Annotated in this window: 16 protein-coding genes and 2 pseudogenes; 16 read left to right on the top strand and 2 right to left on the bottom strand. The window is 39.1% G+C overall.

Features of this window, described 5'->3' with window-relative positions:
• The first annotated feature begins 457 nt into the window (after positions 1–457).
• The 8 genes from rpmH (at position 458) to E2I05_RS21825 (ending at position 9,236) form a co-directional block, all read left to right on the top strand.
• On the top strand, positions 458–595 hold the full coding sequence (rpmH, locus tag E2I05_RS21860; RefSeq protein WP_006083827.1) for a 50S ribosomal protein L34: 138 nt from the start codon (positions 458–460) through the stop codon (positions 593–595).
• An 18-nt stretch (positions 596–613) separates the two neighbouring features.
• A complete protein-coding gene (gene rnpA / locus E2I05_RS21855) occupies positions 614–970 on the top strand; it encodes a ribonuclease P protein component (protein WP_121853578.1) in 357 nt (118 codons plus the stop codon).
• On the top strand, positions 937–1,191 hold the full coding sequence (gene yidD / locus E2I05_RS21850; protein ID WP_121853579.1) for a membrane protein insertion efficiency factor YidD: 255 nt from the start codon (positions 937–939) through the stop codon (positions 1,189–1,191). The genes rnpA and yidD overlap by 34 nt, the downstream gene beginning before the upstream one ends.
• A gap of 3 nt (positions 1,192–1,194) precedes the next feature.
• On the top strand, positions 1,195–2,829 hold the full coding sequence (yidC, locus tag E2I05_RS21845; RefSeq protein ID WP_121853580.1) for a membrane protein insertase YidC: 1,635 nt from the start codon (positions 1,195–1,197) through the stop codon (positions 2,827–2,829).
• 89 nt (positions 2,830–2,918) lie between these two features.
• Positions 2,919–4,310, top strand: a complete 1,392-nt coding sequence (gene mnmE / locus E2I05_RS21840; protein WP_207805282.1) for a tRNA uridine-5-carboxymethylaminomethyl(34) synthesis GTPase MnmE — start codon at positions 2,919–2,921, stop codon at positions 4,308–4,310.
• A 182-nt stretch (positions 4,311–4,492) separates the two neighbouring features.
• Positions 4,493–5,632 (top strand): site-specific integrase, encoded by a 1,140-nt coding sequence (locus E2I05_RS21835; RefSeq protein WP_121853581.1) that lies wholly within the window; start codon positions 4,493–4,495, stop codon positions 5,630–5,632.
• Positions 5,633–6,723: 1,091 nt separating this feature from the next.
• The gene (locus E2I05_RS21830; protein WP_121853582.1) at positions 6,724–7,764 is read left to right on the top strand and encodes an IS110 family RNA-guided transposase; all 1,041 of its coding nucleotides are present in this window, start codon (positions 6,724–6,726) and stop codon (positions 7,762–7,764) included.
• An 863-nt stretch (positions 7,765–8,627) separates the two neighbouring features.
• Positions 8,628–9,236 (top strand): hypothetical protein, encoded by a 609-nt coding sequence (locus tag E2I05_RS21825; protein ID WP_121853583.1) that lies wholly within the window; start codon positions 8,628–8,630, stop codon positions 9,234–9,236.
• 435 nt (positions 9,237–9,671) lie between these two features.
• On the opposite strand, the pseudogene E2I05_RS21820 reads toward E2I05_RS21825, so the two are convergent.
• Positions 9,672–9,977, bottom strand: a pseudogene (locus tag E2I05_RS21820) (integrase core domain-containing protein); the annotation flags it as partial.
• A gap of 24 nt (positions 9,978–10,001) precedes the next feature.
• Positions 10,002–10,271 (bottom strand): annotated as a pseudogene (locus E2I05_RS21815) (ATP-binding cassette domain-containing protein); the annotation flags it as partial.
• A gap of 92 nt (positions 10,272–10,363) precedes the next feature.
• On the opposite strand from E2I05_RS21815, the gene E2I05_RS21810 reads away from it, so the two are divergent.
• The 8 genes from E2I05_RS21810 (at position 10,364) to E2I05_RS21775 (ending at position 16,198) form a co-directional block, all read left to right on the top strand.
• Positions 10,364–11,491 (top strand): IS4 family transposase, encoded by a 1,128-nt coding sequence (locus tag E2I05_RS21810; RefSeq protein ID WP_133309407.1) that lies wholly within the window; start codon positions 10,364–10,366, stop codon positions 11,489–11,491.
• A 55-nt stretch (positions 11,492–11,546) separates the two neighbouring features.
• The gene (locus E2I05_RS21805; protein WP_133309851.1) at positions 11,547–11,732 is read left to right on the top strand and encodes a hypothetical protein; all 186 of its coding nucleotides are present in this window, start codon (positions 11,547–11,549) and stop codon (positions 11,730–11,732) included.
• 17 nt (positions 11,733–11,749) lie between these two features.
• A complete protein-coding gene (locus tag E2I05_RS21800; protein ID WP_243641159.1) occupies positions 11,750–11,929 on the top strand; it encodes a restriction endonuclease subunit S in 180 nt (59 codons plus the stop codon).
• Entirely contained in the window at positions 11,929–12,627 is a 699-nt protein-coding gene (locus E2I05_RS21795) for a DUF3800 domain-containing protein (protein ID WP_121855099.1), read from the top strand. Before E2I05_RS21800 ends, E2I05_RS21795 begins: the two co-directional genes overlap by 1 nt.
• On the top strand, positions 12,627–13,094 hold the full coding sequence (locus E2I05_RS21790) for a hypothetical protein (protein ID WP_121855098.1): 468 nt from the start codon (positions 12,627–12,629) through the stop codon (positions 13,092–13,094). The genes E2I05_RS21795 and E2I05_RS21790 overlap by 1 nt, the downstream gene beginning before the upstream one ends.
• Positions 13,095–13,295: 201 nt before the next feature.
• Positions 13,296–13,922 (top strand): DUF6933 domain-containing protein, encoded by a 627-nt coding sequence (locus E2I05_RS21785; protein WP_133309850.1) that lies wholly within the window; start codon positions 13,296–13,298, stop codon positions 13,920–13,922.
• Positions 13,923–14,018: 96 nt separating this feature from the next.
• A complete protein-coding gene (locus E2I05_RS21780) occupies positions 14,019–15,398 on the top strand; it encodes an AAA family ATPase (protein ID WP_121855096.1) in 1,380 nt (459 codons plus the stop codon).
• Complete coding sequence (locus tag E2I05_RS21775; protein WP_121855095.1) at positions 15,398–16,198, top strand: retron system putative HNH endonuclease; 801 nt, start codon at positions 15,398–15,400, stop codon at positions 16,196–16,198. The genes E2I05_RS21780 and E2I05_RS21775 overlap by 1 nt, the downstream gene beginning before the upstream one ends.
• Position 16,199: the final 1 nt, after the last annotated feature.

The following is a 16,199-nucleotide window of genomic DNA, read 5'->3' as shown; positions in this document are numbered from 1 at the left end:
CTAATTATCTCCAAAAGATCATCCGAAAGGATCCATATTCTATAGTGAGAACTGACAGATCGCCATCCTTAAAAAAACAATTATCCCCAGATTGAATTATTTACTTAATTCTACATTGATCAATTTTGATCTTCATACCTGTTTAATCCCGCGTAATTAGGCTAATTACTGCATAGATAATCGATCTAAAATGATCTATACTGCGGCCACTTTGATGTGAATAAGATCTCATGAAGCCACTATATATTGTGATAACACACAGAGTTATCCACAAGCTATAAGGGTTATTGGTCAATAAATTAAAGTAATTATTTTGGTTAATTGTGCACTATCTTAGTAATGGTTATTGACGCCTTGCTATAAAGTGATTACAATTCGGCCTCTTTTTTGCCCTTACCTGAAATAGCATTATTTTTTGGATAAGGTTTATTAACGATAACTAAGACGGATTGCCATAATGAGTAAACGTACTTTTCAACCTAGCAACCTGAAGCGCAAGCGTTCTCACGGCTTCCGCGCTCGTATGGCTACAGTAGGCGGCCGTAAGGTTTTGGCGCGTCGTCGTGCCAAAGGTCGCGCTCGTTTATCTGCTTAAACCTAAGTAGGTAAATTTGTGACTAGCTACACCTTTTCGCGGGAGTTACGTCTGTTAACTCCCGCGCAATTTAAAACCGTATTTTCCAATCCTATTAAAGCTTCTTCAGCTGAAATCACTTTACTTGCTGTAAAAAATCAATTTGACCATCCAAGGGTCGGATTAACTGTGGCTAAACGTTTTGTCAAGTTTGCCCATGACCGTAACCGCATAAAAAGAGTGATCCGTGATAGTTTTCGTCTTAAACAACATGACTTACCGCCTGTTGACATTGTGGTGTTGGTCAGACATGGTGTAGTCGATATGGATAATGCAGCCTTACATAAATTGGTAGAAAAGCTATGGCGCAAACTTTGTCGCCGCTACAACGGCTAATTACCATACTCATTAGAGGCTATCAAATTTTTATCAGCCCATTGCTTGGGCCAAGATGCCGTTTTACTCCAACTTGCTCTCACTATGCCATTGACGCTATAAAAGTTCACGGAACAGTGAAAGGGAGTTGGTTTGCATTAAAACGTATATTAAAATGTCACCATTTACATCCCGGCGGAAATGATCCCGTCCCTCACAAAAATGATAGGTGTAATAAATAGGCTATGGAATCTCAACGCAATATATTGCTCATCGGACTGCTTTTTGTCAGCTATTTGTTGTGGCAACAGTGGCAACAGGACACAAACCCTCAACCGACTGTAGCAGAAACAAATGTAACGCAGTCAACAGGTTCACAATCACATTCTGCTGATGTTCCAGAAGCTGACAACACGGTTCCTGTAACCGCTGTAACGAACGCCACTAAGCTTATTTCTGTTACTACAGATCAATTAGAAATAAAAATTAATCCAACTGGTGGCGATATTGTTTACGCGGCATTGGTCTCTCATAAGCTTGAACAAGGTAAAGATGAGCCCTTTGTTTTATTAGAACAAAGCAAAGACTTTACTTACATAGCTCAAAGTGGATTGATTGGCAAAAATGGTGGTATTGACAGCAGTCGTTCCGGCCGCGCTCAATTTAATGTTAGCCAGCAAGATTTCACATTAGCGAATGGACAAGAGCAATTAATCGTCCCTCTAATTTACGTCGCAGAAAACGGTGTTAAATACGTTAAATCATTCACTTTTACTCGTGGAAAATTTAATGTTGGTGTTGATTATCAAATCAACAATACCTCATCAGAAACACTGCAAGTGCAAATGTATGGCCAATTAAAAGAAAGCATTGCTGATCATGAATCAAGCATGATAATGCCAACTTACCGTGGTGCAGCCTACTCTACTCAAGATGTTCGTTATGAAAAATATGACTTTGAAGACATCACTAAAAGTGATTTAAACCAGCCAACACTCGGTGGTTGGGTTGCCATGCTGCAGCATTATTTTGTTTCAGCATGGGTACCGCCAGCTAACGATAAGAACACCATTTTTACCCGTGCCAGTGCCGGCGGTTTAGCCAATATTGGCTTTCGCGGCGCTATTTATGATATTGCACCTGGTAATAGCCAACAAATAAGCGCCGTATTTTATGTTGGTCCTAAAGATCAAGAAGCCTTATCAGCCCTTTCAGAATCACTGAATTTAGTGGTGGATTATGGATTCCTTTGGTGGTTGGCTATTCCAATTCACTGGTTATTGATGTTTTATCAATCCTTTGTTGGAAACTGGGGCGTTGCCATTATTTTAATCACCCTAACCGTTCGTGGTGGTCTGTATCCGCTGACTAAAAAGCAATACACTTCTATGGCGAAAATGCGCGATTTACAACCTAAATTAGCCGCATTGAAAGAACGTTTTGGTGATGATCGTCAGAAGATGGGTCCGGCGATGATGGAATTGTACAAGAAGGAAAAAGTAAACCCTATGGGTGGCTGCTTACCTATCTTGTTGCAAATGCCTATTTTTATAGCCCTATATTGGGTATTGATCGAAAGTTATGAACTGCGTCATGCACCATTTATGTTATGGATCACCGACCTTTCAGTACTTGATCCTTACTTCGTATTGCCGGCACTCATGGTATTGACCATGTGGCTAATGCAAAAAATGCAGCCAATGTCACCATCTATGGATCCGATGCAGCAGAAAATGATGCAGTATATGCCATTAATTTTCGGTATATTCTTCCTATGGATGCCAGCTGGTATCGTACTCTACTGGGTAGTAGGTAACATTGTCGCGATTACACAGCAAAAAATCATTTACGCTGGTATAGCCAAAAAAGCCGCTAAATAAGGTTCAATGGCTTAATTTAGGCACAATACGATATAATCTAAGGCGGCTTTTTTAAGTCGCCTTTTTGTTTTTAAATTTAATATGCGCTAATGAACGAGGTCCAAGTGACAACAGATACAATCGTAGCTCAAGCCACAGCTCCTGGTCGTGGTGGTGTAGGTATTATTCGAGTTTCCGGCCCTGAAGTGACTCGTGTCGCTCAATCTATATTAGGTTATACACCTAAAGTTCGTTACGCTGATTATTGTGAATTTAAAGACTCCGATGGCCAAGTCATTGATCAAGGCATCGCATTATTTTTTAAAGCACCAAACTCCTTCACAGGTGAAGATGTATTAGAACTTCAAGGCCATGGCGGTCAAGTCGTACTGGATATGTTGATAAAACGCGTCCTCGAAACCAACAATGTACGTACCGCCAAACCCGGCGAATTTAGTGAACAAGCTTTTATGAATGATAAGCTTGATCTCACTCAAGCTGAAGCCATCGCCGATCTCATTGATGCCAGCAGTGAACAAGCGGCTAAAAGCGCACTCCACTCGTTACAAGGTGAGTTTTCAGCGCAAATACATCAACTTGTCGACCAAGTGACCAATTTACGCCTCTACGTTGAAGCCGCCATTGATTTTCCTGATGAAGAAGTCGACTTTTTAAGTGACGGAAAAATAGCGAATTCACTTTATAAAATTATTGATCGTCTCAGTGAAGTACAAAACAGTGCCGAGCAAGGCGCTTTGATCCGCGAAGGCATGAAAGTAGTGATTGCTGGACGCCCTAATGCCGGAAAATCAAGTTTATTAAATGCACTTGCTGGTAAAGAATCAGCCATTGTAACCGAAATTGCTGGCACCACACGTGATGTACTGAGAGAGCATATTCACATTGATGGTATGCCACTGCATATTATTGACACTGCAGGACTTCGAAATACCGATGACGCTGTCGAGAAAATAGGTATTGAACGGGCATGGGATGAAATCAATCAAGCGGATCAAGTCTTATTTATGGTGGACGCCACTACCACAAATTCGGTCGATCCTCATGATATTTGGCCTGAATTTATTGATCGTTTACCTAAAAACTTAGGGGTGACGGTTGTTAGAAATAAAGCGGATGTAACCCAAGAACCCATCAGTATCAGCAATCACAAAACATCCAATGAATTAAGTTATCCCGTACATCGTATTTCAGCTAAAAATGGCGACGGCATGCACGAGCTAAAACAGTATCTTAAGTCCTTGATGGGTTATCAAAGCAATTTAGAGGGTGGTTTCATTGCCAGAAGACGCCATTTACAAGCTTTAGAGCTTGCCAATCAGCATTTATTTATTGGTAAAGAACAGTTAGAAGTGTATCAAGCAGGAGAATTATTAGCTGAAGAATTGCGCATGACGCAATTGGCATTATCAGAAATAACCGGTCAATTTACCTCTGATGATTTATTGGGAAAGATTTTTTCGTCATTTTGTATAGGAAAATAACAAGGTAAAACAAGGTCAATAAAAAGCCAAACAAAGTTAAAATATCTAATATAAGTATATAGTTAATCTTATCTTTGTATTTCTATAGTTTCTTTTATTTGCTAATAATTGGCCACCCATAGCCCACTCACAAAATTAGGTGGGACATAGGTGGCCAATTTCTAGCAGTAGGAGAAAATCTCATGAAACTCACTATCGAACGTAAAACTCCAGATAGCCAAGGTCGACAAATATTACTTCTCACACGATACGATGGAACCTTCATCAACGAAAAAGGAAAACGTGAGAAGAAACGGAAAAGACAATCTCTTAACCTCTACATTTACCATACACCAAAAGATAAAAGCCAACGTGATCATAACCGCAAGACATTAGACTTAGCCGAGAAAATACGTGCTAAAGCCCTAGTCGAATTAGCCAAGAACAAACACCACTTTGAAAGTGAAGAAAAGCTTAAACAAAGCTTTGTAAAATTCATGCAAAGCATCATTGATGAAAAAGAAAAAACAGGCAGCATATCCAATCACTCAATCTGGGCATCAGCATTAATCCATCTAAAGCGCTACACCAAAACCAACGATTTATCATTCGAAGATATGACTGTAAACTTACTTAAAGGTTTTAAACACTACTTATCCAACGAAGCGGTGACCAAATCAAAAAAACTGTTATCCAAAAACACAGCTTCATCTTATTTTAACAAGATCAGAGCTTCAATTAATCAAGCCCACCGCTTTGGTATTATCAAACAAAATCCAGTTCATCAAGTCCCAGGGATTAAGCCTGAACAGAACAAACGTAACTACCTTATTGATTCTGAAATCACCGCAATCAGCAGAACTGAATGTCGTTACGATGTACTAAAAAGAGCCTTCTTATTTAGCTGCTTAACAGGCATTCGCTGGAGTGATATTCAAAAGCTGACCTGGCAAGACATTCATATAAGTGACGATGGCTATCGTGCCATATTCAGTCACAAGAAAACGGCTTATCAGCAATATCTCGACTTGCCTCAAGATGCATTAAAACTCATGGGTGAACCGCAAAAGCCAGAAGAGCGAGTATTTAAAAAACTCAAATATTCTGCTTACATGAATGTCGCCATTAGTCGCTGGATGATGGAAGCAGGCATAACTAAAAACATCACCTTCCACTGCGCACGCCACACCTTCGCCGTTCGTATGCTTACCCACGGCCATGATATCTATACCGTATCAAAGCTTCTCGGCCATTCAGAGCTAAAAACCACTCAAATTTACAGCGATATTATTGAATTAAAGCGTAAACAAGCGATGCAATCACTACCAAGTATTTTTCAGTAATAAACACTGGCTTGAATAGTTTATGGGGGGCATCGGAACTGAGTAATAAAGGTAATGATGATTGATATCTATCTTTATCTTATTGATTAAATGTTCTTTAGCTAACTCATTGAAAGGTGATTTTTAGATAACTAAATGGGGATCAGATCACCTTTCAATTTAGTTTATTAGTTTTTTAGTTTTTTAACCAAATAATGTGTAGTTAAAATTTGAAAGATTCATTCTTTTTCATACTCGATAATTGCAGTACGTAATGCGTTTATGCTTGTGCGACGTGAAGTCGTATGAAGTGCTGTTCACCACTATAGAGTGAACCATCTGTGTCACCAGATGACCCTAGGGCTCTGAATAAAGTAGCGAGCCTGACAATGTAGCAAAGTCTATTTATTAGACGGGAAACGAATCGTGAGAGGACGTTCCTCCTGATAACCACAAATCGGGTAAGCGCTAGGGAATCAGTATGATGAACATATGTGAACCCATGAAAGGTGCGTTATACGTGAAGCAGCGGAAGTGGTTGTTACGCTGTGGCCAAAGGGCAACGAGAGTTGGAAAGAGGTTGGGCAGTACTCTTTCGTGATCAATAGGACTCTCCGCATTAGAGTGGGCATCTAACCTGATATTGCACAACATACGGAAAACGGTAAGCCTGTATAGCCCCTTCTGGGAAAGCCATCTGTGAAGGTGGCCGATAGTTATGCAGGTAAAGGAGGCTGGAGAAAGCAAATGCTGCGTTGTAATGATGCAGATACAGATTTATATCTGGTCACGAAAGTGAGCCCACTTCCAGCTGGTCTCCCGTTGCAAGAAAAGTTGAAGAACTTTATTAATGGAGAAACGCAAATGATGACCTCATATGGGGTTAGTGCCTCTCCTGACTGTAATAAATGGAATCCATTATGTTGCAGATATTAAAGCTTCAAGTGTGTATTGCAAAGGTAACTCTTTGTAGTTGCCGGGTAACGTTGTACGCCTTAGTGGAGGCTTGAGCCGTATGCAGTGAAAGTTGCACGTACAGATAATTGGACTCCCTCCCCCTCAACGAATGGTGTGTCTTAGATATTCACCGTTAGTGGTAATTGGAGTCTATGATGAAAAGTACAATTGTTGGAGTTGATTTGGCAAAACGTGTAATTCAAGTTTGTGTATACACAAACAAAGCTGTGCGTTCTAATAAAGAAATGACACCTAACGAATTCACTGAATTTCTCGCTAAATCAAAACCGATGACGGTTGTATTTGAAGCATGTGGCACTTCAAATTATTGGCTGCAGAAAGCCTTAGATTTTAAGCATGATGCAAAGCTTATCTCTGCACAATTAGTTGCCTCCGTTAGACAAAATCAGAAAACAGATAAAAATGATGCTTTGGCTATTGTTCAGTCAGCTATGCTACCAGAAGTTAATTTTGTTGTTGGTAAGTCGGTTAAACAGCAAGAGTTACAATCCATAGTACGCTTTAGAGAGCTATGCATTAAGCAAAAAACAGCTCTTAGTAATCAACTTGACGGATTACTTGCTGAGTTCAATATCAGCACGGCTAAACGTAATGGCGGTTTAAAAGGTGCAGTTGAGTCAACACTCGAAGATGCTGAGAATGGGTGCTCCGATTTATTTAGGCAAGCATTAGATACTGCCGGGAAACTTTATGTCGAAACCATCGAATCACTTGCCATTTATGATGATTGTCTTGAACAATCTATCAGTCACCACCCAGAGTGCAAAAAATTACTAAAAATAGAGGGGGTGGGAACCATAAATGCCATCAACCTTTACATTGCATTAGGGTGTGCTGAGTTAGGTCAATTCAAAAAAGGGAAAGATGCTTCTGCATGTATTGGGTTAACACCTTTACAGCATTCCAGCGGTGGTAAGACAAAGCTAGGCTCTATAGGAAAGTATGTTAAAAACAGCATGCTTCGTAGTCTACTTATTGCTGGCGCAATGTCCTGCGTAATCCAAGTCGTGAAAAGAGAAGCTCGAACTACCAAAGAAAAGTGGTTACAAGGGCTAGTTGAACGACGTGGGAAGCAATGTGCCGCTGTAGCGCTAGCAAACAAAACGGTGAGAACGGCTTTCGCTATGTTAACCCAAGGAACGGAGTACAGAGCTGAATTGATTTCAGCCAGTTAATGAGTTTAAACAACAAAATGCTTAATCGAAGATAAAAATCAACCAGTAAAAACAGATAAGAACCAAGAGCTTCGAGCTCGTCGTACAGGATTGTTTACTGGTTCGCGTAAATATCAGAGAGCCTGAGTTCGCTACTCAATAGAGCTCGTACATAAGTACGCATTTATTCATCGATTAATAGTAATTTGTTGTTGACACGGGGGAGTCCACATAGGTTCTGAGGAGAGCGGCACCTGGCAACAGGTGTCGCTTATCCGACCGAAGTGAGTCGATTACAATAACGATAACTCAATACATTAACGTCATTCCAGCGAAGGAAGGAATCCAGTGCCTTTGAAAATTTCGAAGAAATTTGATGCCGTTAATTGATAACAGTAACATCAAAAAAAAGACTGGCTCCTCGATTAAAGCGTTCGGACATGATGTGTGCGATTTTAGATATGGTTTCCGATTGCTGTGACGCTTATGCCCCATTGCGTGCTGACAACGAACATTTACTGCAATACTATTTCTAATGATTAGTCGTTAAAAGTTATGTTCTTTTAACTGGCTGTGTTGTGACAATCCAGTCCTAATGATTAACATTTATAGAGTGGTTCGTGCTATAAATTTGCATCAAGCGCTGTTTTGGTGAAAATCATCATTTGTTAACTGGCTTAATTAGGCTATTTTTCGCCTAGATAATTGAATTTTTCAGGCCGTTCGCACTGAATCGGTGTCGAGTGTCTTTTCGTAATGCGCATAAGAAGGCGTTATGGTAAATAGACCGATTTACATTTAATTAACATTTTGTTGGTTTTAACTTGCTATTAATTGTAACTACATGATTAGTTACTACTTTCAGATAATAAATAAGGATATTTATGCTGCGCTTAATCAAATCTTTTATTCCTGTTTGGACTATGGGGTTAGTACTCTCTTTTAGCCCTGCATATGCTGGTGATAAATCAGTAGATAATCTTGAATCTTTTTGTAGTCATGGAAAAGCTAATGGATTAACTTCAGAAGAAGAAAAACTTTACATAAAAGAGGCAACTTTTTTATTAAATAAGAAATATTGTATTGATAGAATAGACTTTAAAAATTCGAGTGATGATATTGAAATTTCAAAACACTTTCCTGAAGTTGGAAATGTTATCAGCATTAGAAACAGATATATCAATAGCTTTTTATCTATAGAATCTCATGAAGATAAATTTGCTTTCGTAGATTTATTTTTGAAAAAATATTCAATAAACAATCCTGTTTCTTATGACTTTATAAGAGAGAACGGTCAAGTGACTTTGGGATTGCTAGCTAAATATGAAAGCGATAATACTGCAACAGGGGAAATCATTAATTTATTTCCTTCGATGATGTTTAACTCGGAGATCAATAAAAAATATATTAACCATGTAACTACCTTAAGTATGGTTGATTCTAATTTAGCAGAGCTTGTTAATTATGTTATTACAGGTAAAAAAAAGCTATAACACTCAATAAAGTAAATGATTATTTTTCTGGTGGTGCAATAAGTACTTTTTTTTGGGGGGATGATGACGATGATTTACCTCCCAAGGAAAGTGAAGAAATATGTGATTATCTCTGCCAACAAGATGAAAGAGAGCGTCAAAGACGTGATGAAGGACATCAACGATGGGCTGAAGAACAATTATGTGGCGGTAATAACGGTGATTGCAGGGTTCGTTGGATTTTAACGGACACTTTTGGGGAGCGGCTTGGTCAAGCTACTAGTTCCTCAGGTGAATCATGGTCAGGACATGCGTATTTTCCACAGTCCAAGAAGTATGGTGGAGGGAACCTGCCTCACTAGAAGAGTTTAGCGTTCGAAAACTAACGTTACGTTAACATGTAGTAGTTCAGACCTGATGTGACAGTTACCAACTTTTTATGAGGTATTTGTCACATTAAATCTGGGTTAGATTTTTCTCTGCCCAGATTGATTTTCCATCAAACAAAGTTTCCATTGGAGTTCTTCCACAGCACATTTTTCCTTGATGAGTTAGGTGATTGTTATAGTAATTCATCCATTCGTCCAGATCTTTTTGTAGTTCTTCCATTGATTCATAGAGTTTCTTTCTAAATGTGACCTGGTAAAACTCCTGCAATATGGTTTTATGGAAGCGTTCACAAATACCGTTTGTCTGTGGTGATCGGGCTTTCGTCTTCATATGGTCGATATCAGCTACAGCTAGATATAATTGGTAATCATGTTATTCAACTCGACCAGAACAGTGTCACATCTTGTCTGAACTAGTACAAATTAATTGCAATGCTCCTTGTTCAAGGTTATATATATAATTAGCTCTGGCTATTGTTTCACTTCTATGCGCTATAAATATACGTGTCATTTGTAACCCGCCGATTTGTTTAGAAATCAATGACTCATTATCGCTATCCAAATGACTTGTCGCTTCATCCATAAATAATATAGCTGGTTCTTTATAAAGAGCCCTAGCAAGTAATATTCTTTGAATTTGCCCGCCAGAAAGGTTTGTGCCCATATCCCAATGGCACTAACTTAAGATTTAGCTGAAGGTTTACTAATTGAACAATAGAGAGTAAATCATACAGATTAAGGTTTTTCTAGTGTCACGCCATGAATACTACAACTCGCCAATTCTTCAATGATGCCCCAGAATTGTTACGTCGCTTTGCTCAAACGGAAGAAGATGAACTTTCTTCAATTCTCACTCTGCAAGATTTAGAAGATTTTCAAAAAGATAATACTCAAAGAGTACGCAAGTATCCCGCCTGCCACACACTTTCGCTTTTCATGAAGCAAGTAGCCAGTGAAAACAAGTCTTGTCGTTGCACACTAATCAGTGACGCTAGAGATCAAATTGCTATAGGTCGAGAGAAAAACAGCACAATTACAGGTCCCTACTGCAAAGCAAGAAAACGGTTATCTCCAGAGTCAATTAAATCGCTATTGAAGAAATCAGGAAAAAACTTAGATGAAGCGATTCAAGGGAAATACTTATGGCATGGCCGTAGAGTGCTATTAACTGACGGCTCAACACTATCTATGCCTGATACGCACGAGAACCAAGCCCAATTCCCTCAACCTAAATCACAAAAAGAAGGGCTGGGCTTTCCTCAGCTGCGGATTTTAGTGTTAATTTCTTTGGGAAGCGGTGCAGTCATTGACTCGGCTGTTTCACCTTGTAAAGGGAAAGGTACTGGCGAGCAGGCACTATTAAGAAGTATGCAGTCAGACTTGAAACAAGGCGACATTGTGCTGGGAGATGCTAATTTCGAAAACTACTTTGTTCTTGTAGGACTAATGGGTTTAGGCGTTGATGCTGTTTTCGAAAAAAACGGAGCCAGAAATGTCGATTTCAGAACCTGTGAAGAAAAGCTGGGTAAGCGAGATGGTTTATTTAAGCTAATTCGTCCATCCTGTCCAGAATGGATGACCCCAGAGGATTACGCTCAAGTGCCAGAAGAGCTTATCGTCAGAATGGTAGGAACAAAGAAACGTATCATTGTTACCACGCTCACGGATAAAGAAGTCTATCCGAAGCAAGATATTATTGATTTATACGTTTCACGATGGCATATCGAGTTGGATTTTAGGTCAATCAAGACCATGATGAAAATGGATATTTTAAGGTGTGGTAGTCCAGATATGGTGCGTAAGGAAATTGATGTTCATTTGTTAGTTTACAACATGATAAGGGCACTTATGTGCCGAGCGGCAGAAAAAAAAAGGAATATCGCCTAGAGAGGCAAGTTTTAAAGCCGCACATGACGCATTACAAGATTTTCAGATATTACTTTTGCAAGCCACCGAAGGGATCATTGACACTTTATTGGATGTGATAGCAAATATTATCGGCGAGCATATCGTTGGCAATCGCCCAGGGAGAAAAAAACCGAGAGCAAAGAAAAGGCGACCGAAACCGACACCAAGGTTACAACATTCAAGAAAGCAAGCACGTAGGCTTAAGGTATATCAGAAGTAATTCTTAAGTTAGTGCCATTGCACTTTAGACTCCCAGCTTTAAAAGAACAACAAAAAATCGCCTCAGTGCTCACGGCTGCCGATAAAGAAATCGAAATATTAACAACCAAACTCGACCATCTGAAACAAGAGAAAAAAGCACTGATGCAGCAGTTGTTAACGGGTAAACGTCGAGTGACATTAAAGGACGTTGCATAATGAAATTTGAAGTCTACTGTGATGAAAATCACCCAGAGCTATTCACGTCTAAAAAACCGTCTGTTGATTATTTGATGATTGGCAGCTTGTGGTTACCAGCAGAGTTACGTAAAGAGCTCAAACTAAAAATTTGGCAGTTGCGTGAAACTCATAATGTTTGGGGCGAAATCAAATGGCGTAAGGTGAGTCAAAGTAGGCTTGAATTTTATAAGGCGTTAATTGATTTATTTATCAGCTACGGAGAGCAGTTACGCTTTCGAAGTATCGCCATTAATCACAAACAGTTTGATGGAAATAGGTGTCAGCAAGACGAAGAATTAGGTTTTTATAAATTTTACTATCAAGTTTTGCATCATTGGATTTTTGACTATAACCAATATGACATATTTTGTGATTTAAAAGTTAATCGAGAACTCGATCGTTGGAGCATACTGAAGGACTGTCTAAACAACGCTAATTTGATGGCATCAATAGACTCGATTCAAGCATTACCTTCAAGACAAGTCGTGCTCATTCAAATGTCTGATCTTTTACTCGGAATAGCATCAGCACGAATGAATAAAACACTTAATCATGGTTCAGCCAAAGAACTGTTAGTTGAGCACCTAGAAAATAAGTTGAATCGAAAAGTTGGAGCGACATTTCGAGGCGAGCATAAGTTTAATATTTTTGAAATCAACTTGAGTGGTGGCTGGTAATGAACTTACCTCCACTTCTGATATATGACACTGTTGCTGAATACAAACGTCATTATGAAAAGCATTACCAAAGGGCTGAGATCATAACTTTTGATAATATTCGGGTGTACTTTAAACCACAGAAATTTGGTCATGCTTTTTATGAGAATACGAAAGGAATTAAAGGGGCTAAAGATCAGTTTTCTCCCACTCGAGCACAAAGAATGGATTGGATTAAGGCCACTTTGATTCACCCTAACGCTAAAGTTTTCAAAGGTTGGAACAAAGATAAGAAATGTTATGAAGATAATAGAAGAGTAAGTGTGGTATTTGACGATTTTGTTGTGGTCATTGAACTCAGCTTAAACAATAAAAAAGTACTCAAAGGGAACTTTGTCACTTGTTATGTGGCTGATAAAAGTATTGGAAAAATTGAAGCCTCACCTGAATGGGATATGGCATTATGTCTAAATAAGCTAAAGAAATAGCTGCCGCTGATTCGCTACGCTGGCTCAGCTGGCAGAAGCCTCGGTAAATTCAGCTGCCGTTAGGCAATGAATCCAAGCAGAGTATATGACCAGAAGGTCAATAAATCAAATTTGATTTATTTCATGTAACGTTAATAAATTACTCGTAGTAAAAATTTGATTGATACAAATCAACACCCGAAGGATACAAGGCAACTCAGAATGTTAATGTTTAATTGCACCAAAGCCGCTGTAGATTTTTTTACCATTACACGACAAGGTACGCAGTATTCACTTGTGCAACAGCCGCCACATAAAATCCTTGCTGAGGATTTGGAATACGCTGGTAAACGTGGTTGCGATGATAACTATCAATGGCATTGGGTATTACATTGCGTTTCAATTAAACGTAAAAAATATCTGCTGGCTATGGATTATCATTCCCGTTATTGCCTTGTATTTTCTGCACCGAAAAAAGGGGATGATAACGCTTTTTTAAATGCCTTTGAAAAACAGCTAAAAGGCAGTTTTCGTTATTGGATCACCCAAAACGAAACTTTAACGCAAGAGCAAGCCACTGAGTATGTACACTCTTATGATAGATGTGTACCAGATGCGACTTTTTATCAGCGCAGTGATCGCAGCGTAATGTCGCACATTAAAGAGGTTGTTTGGCATTTAGAGTCACTGGTAAGCATTAATGATACGGTTAAAACCGATATGGACTTTTTATTGTTTGGGGCAACTGCAGCGGATATCCCGAGAACTCGTAAAGGAGAAACGGTTTACTTTCGTGCTCATAAGGCGTTTTATCAATATTGGTTAAACACGTTTAAGCCTGAATATTAGTAATGCAAAATGATTACTCATTGAATACAATCAACTATGTGATGTTAATCACTGCGTTAAATGTTTTGAATAATATTACACCTCTGGAGCCAGTAAATGGAAGTTAAGAAATTAACACTGTATAACGTTGGGCGATTTAAAGAGCTTGAAGTGCTGCTTGCCCCACATGGTGAAGCAAAGAGTAACGTTACTGTTTTAGTTGGTAATAACGGCTCTGGTAAAACTTCAATCTTACGCTCGTTAGCAACATCTTTAAGTTGGCTAGTCGCTCGCATACGAACAGAAAGAGGTTCTGGCAGTCAAATCCCTGAGTTAGTCATAAAAAATGGTGAAAACTCAGCGGCTGTTGATGTAGATGTCTTTCACCACATTTATGGTGTTGCAGAAGATGGAGATGTTGAGTCCGATGATGGAAATTATTTTTCTTGGCGCATCGCTAAAACTCGAAAAGGCCGTAAAGGACATTTCAAGAGTGATTACTCTGACCTTACCTTCATGGCTGACCATTATCGCACCCGTTTATCTACAGATGAAAATACCAATCTGCCACTTATTGCATTTTATTCCGTAGAGCGAGTGGTTATTGATATCCCACTAAAAATCAGAGGTAAACACAGCTTCCTGCAACTTGACGGTTATGATAATGCATTAAATCAAGGTGTTGACTTCAGACGTTTTTTTGAATGGTATCGAAAACGAGAAGATACTGAGAATGAATCAGGTATCGGAGATGATGTTCTTGAACAAATTAAAAACATGCTTGGTCAAGACAACGATACTTGGAAAAAGCTAAAAACATTAAAAGCGTCCACCCGAGACAAGCAATTAACCGCTGTAAGAAGTGCTATTTATACCTTTATGCCTGAGTTTTCTAATTTACGAGTAAGAAGAAAACCAAGGTTGCATATGTCGATTGATAAAAATGGTGAAACACTTGATGTCGCTCAGCTTTCACAAGGCGAAAAGTCATTAATGGCTTTAGTGGGTGACATTGCTCGCAGACTAGCGGTGATGAATCCAAACTTTGATAATCCACTTAAAGGTGACGGCATCATTTTAATTGATGAAGTTGATATGCATTTGCACCCAGAATGGCAGCAACTTGTTCTGCAAAACTTGGAAAAGACCTTCCCTAATATCCAGTTTGTAGTGAGTACCCATAGTCCTCAAGTGTTAACTACTGTGAAGAAAGAGCAAATTGTAAAACTAGAAAACAGTGAAAAAGTTGAAGTGCTTGGTAATACATACGGAGAAGAAAGTAACTACGTTCTAAATCATCTGTTTGATGTTGAATCTAAGCCACCACTTAAACATACAGAAACACTAAAAAAATACTATGTGCTAATCGAATCTGGTTTGAATACAACAATAGAAGCTAAAAGCTTACGGAGAAAACTAGAAAACATTCTGGGCGAACATCACTCCGACCTTATGGCAGCTGACAGGATGATTAAGCGTAAGGAGTTACTTGGCTAATGAGGTACATAAAAAAGGCCAATGGTGGAAATATTAGAAGCCTTAACGCTGCGCAACAATCTCAACAAAGAAATGGTGCTCCTTTAACCGCTGATGAAGCAACAAGAGCTTGGGGAAGATTTAAAGACACTGACCAACAGCTGTTGCAAAAATTACTGACAGAGCAATTTGGTCTGTGTTGTTATACAGAGTTGAATCTAGCGGACTTGAAAAACACCCATGGTATTGGCTCACATTTTGAACATGAGCAACCTAAGCATACGTTTCCCCATAGAACATTTGATGAAGCCAATTTACTAAGGTGTGCGCTTGATAGTGAAGATCTATCAAAATATTCAGGCGAAAATCGGTTTGGTGGCCACTACAAAGATAATAACGAACAACTTGATTATGATGCCGCCAAGTTTATATCCCCTCAATCGGCAAATTGCCGAGACTTCTTTGTTTATTTGACTTCTGATGGTTCTATTCATCCCAAAGCTGGGCTTTCTGCACAAGATAATATGAAGGCTCAATATACGATTGATATTTTGAACTTAAATGCTTCATTTCTGAAAGCTGAGCGTAAACGGTGGCTTAAAGAGATAGATGAAGAGATAAATAAATTAATCGACAAAGCAGCGACCCGCCAAGACAGAGAAAACCTTGCTGAATGTGAGTTGACGCTAACAAACTTACCTCACCCAGAATTAAATAAGACAGCATTTCCACAGCTTCGCCCTTTTCACTCTGCCACACGAGCTTTGTTTGGCCAACTTGGTGAAAATGTGATTCAACAATATTGTCCTCAGATAAATTAGA

Source organism: Parashewanella spongiae (assembly GCF_004358345.1).
Taxonomy (GTDB): domain Bacteria; phylum Pseudomonadota; class Gammaproteobacteria; order Enterobacterales; family Shewanellaceae; genus Parashewanella; species Parashewanella spongiae.
Note: the sequence above shows the minus strand (reverse complement) of the source record. Positions and strands in the feature narration are given on the sequence as shown.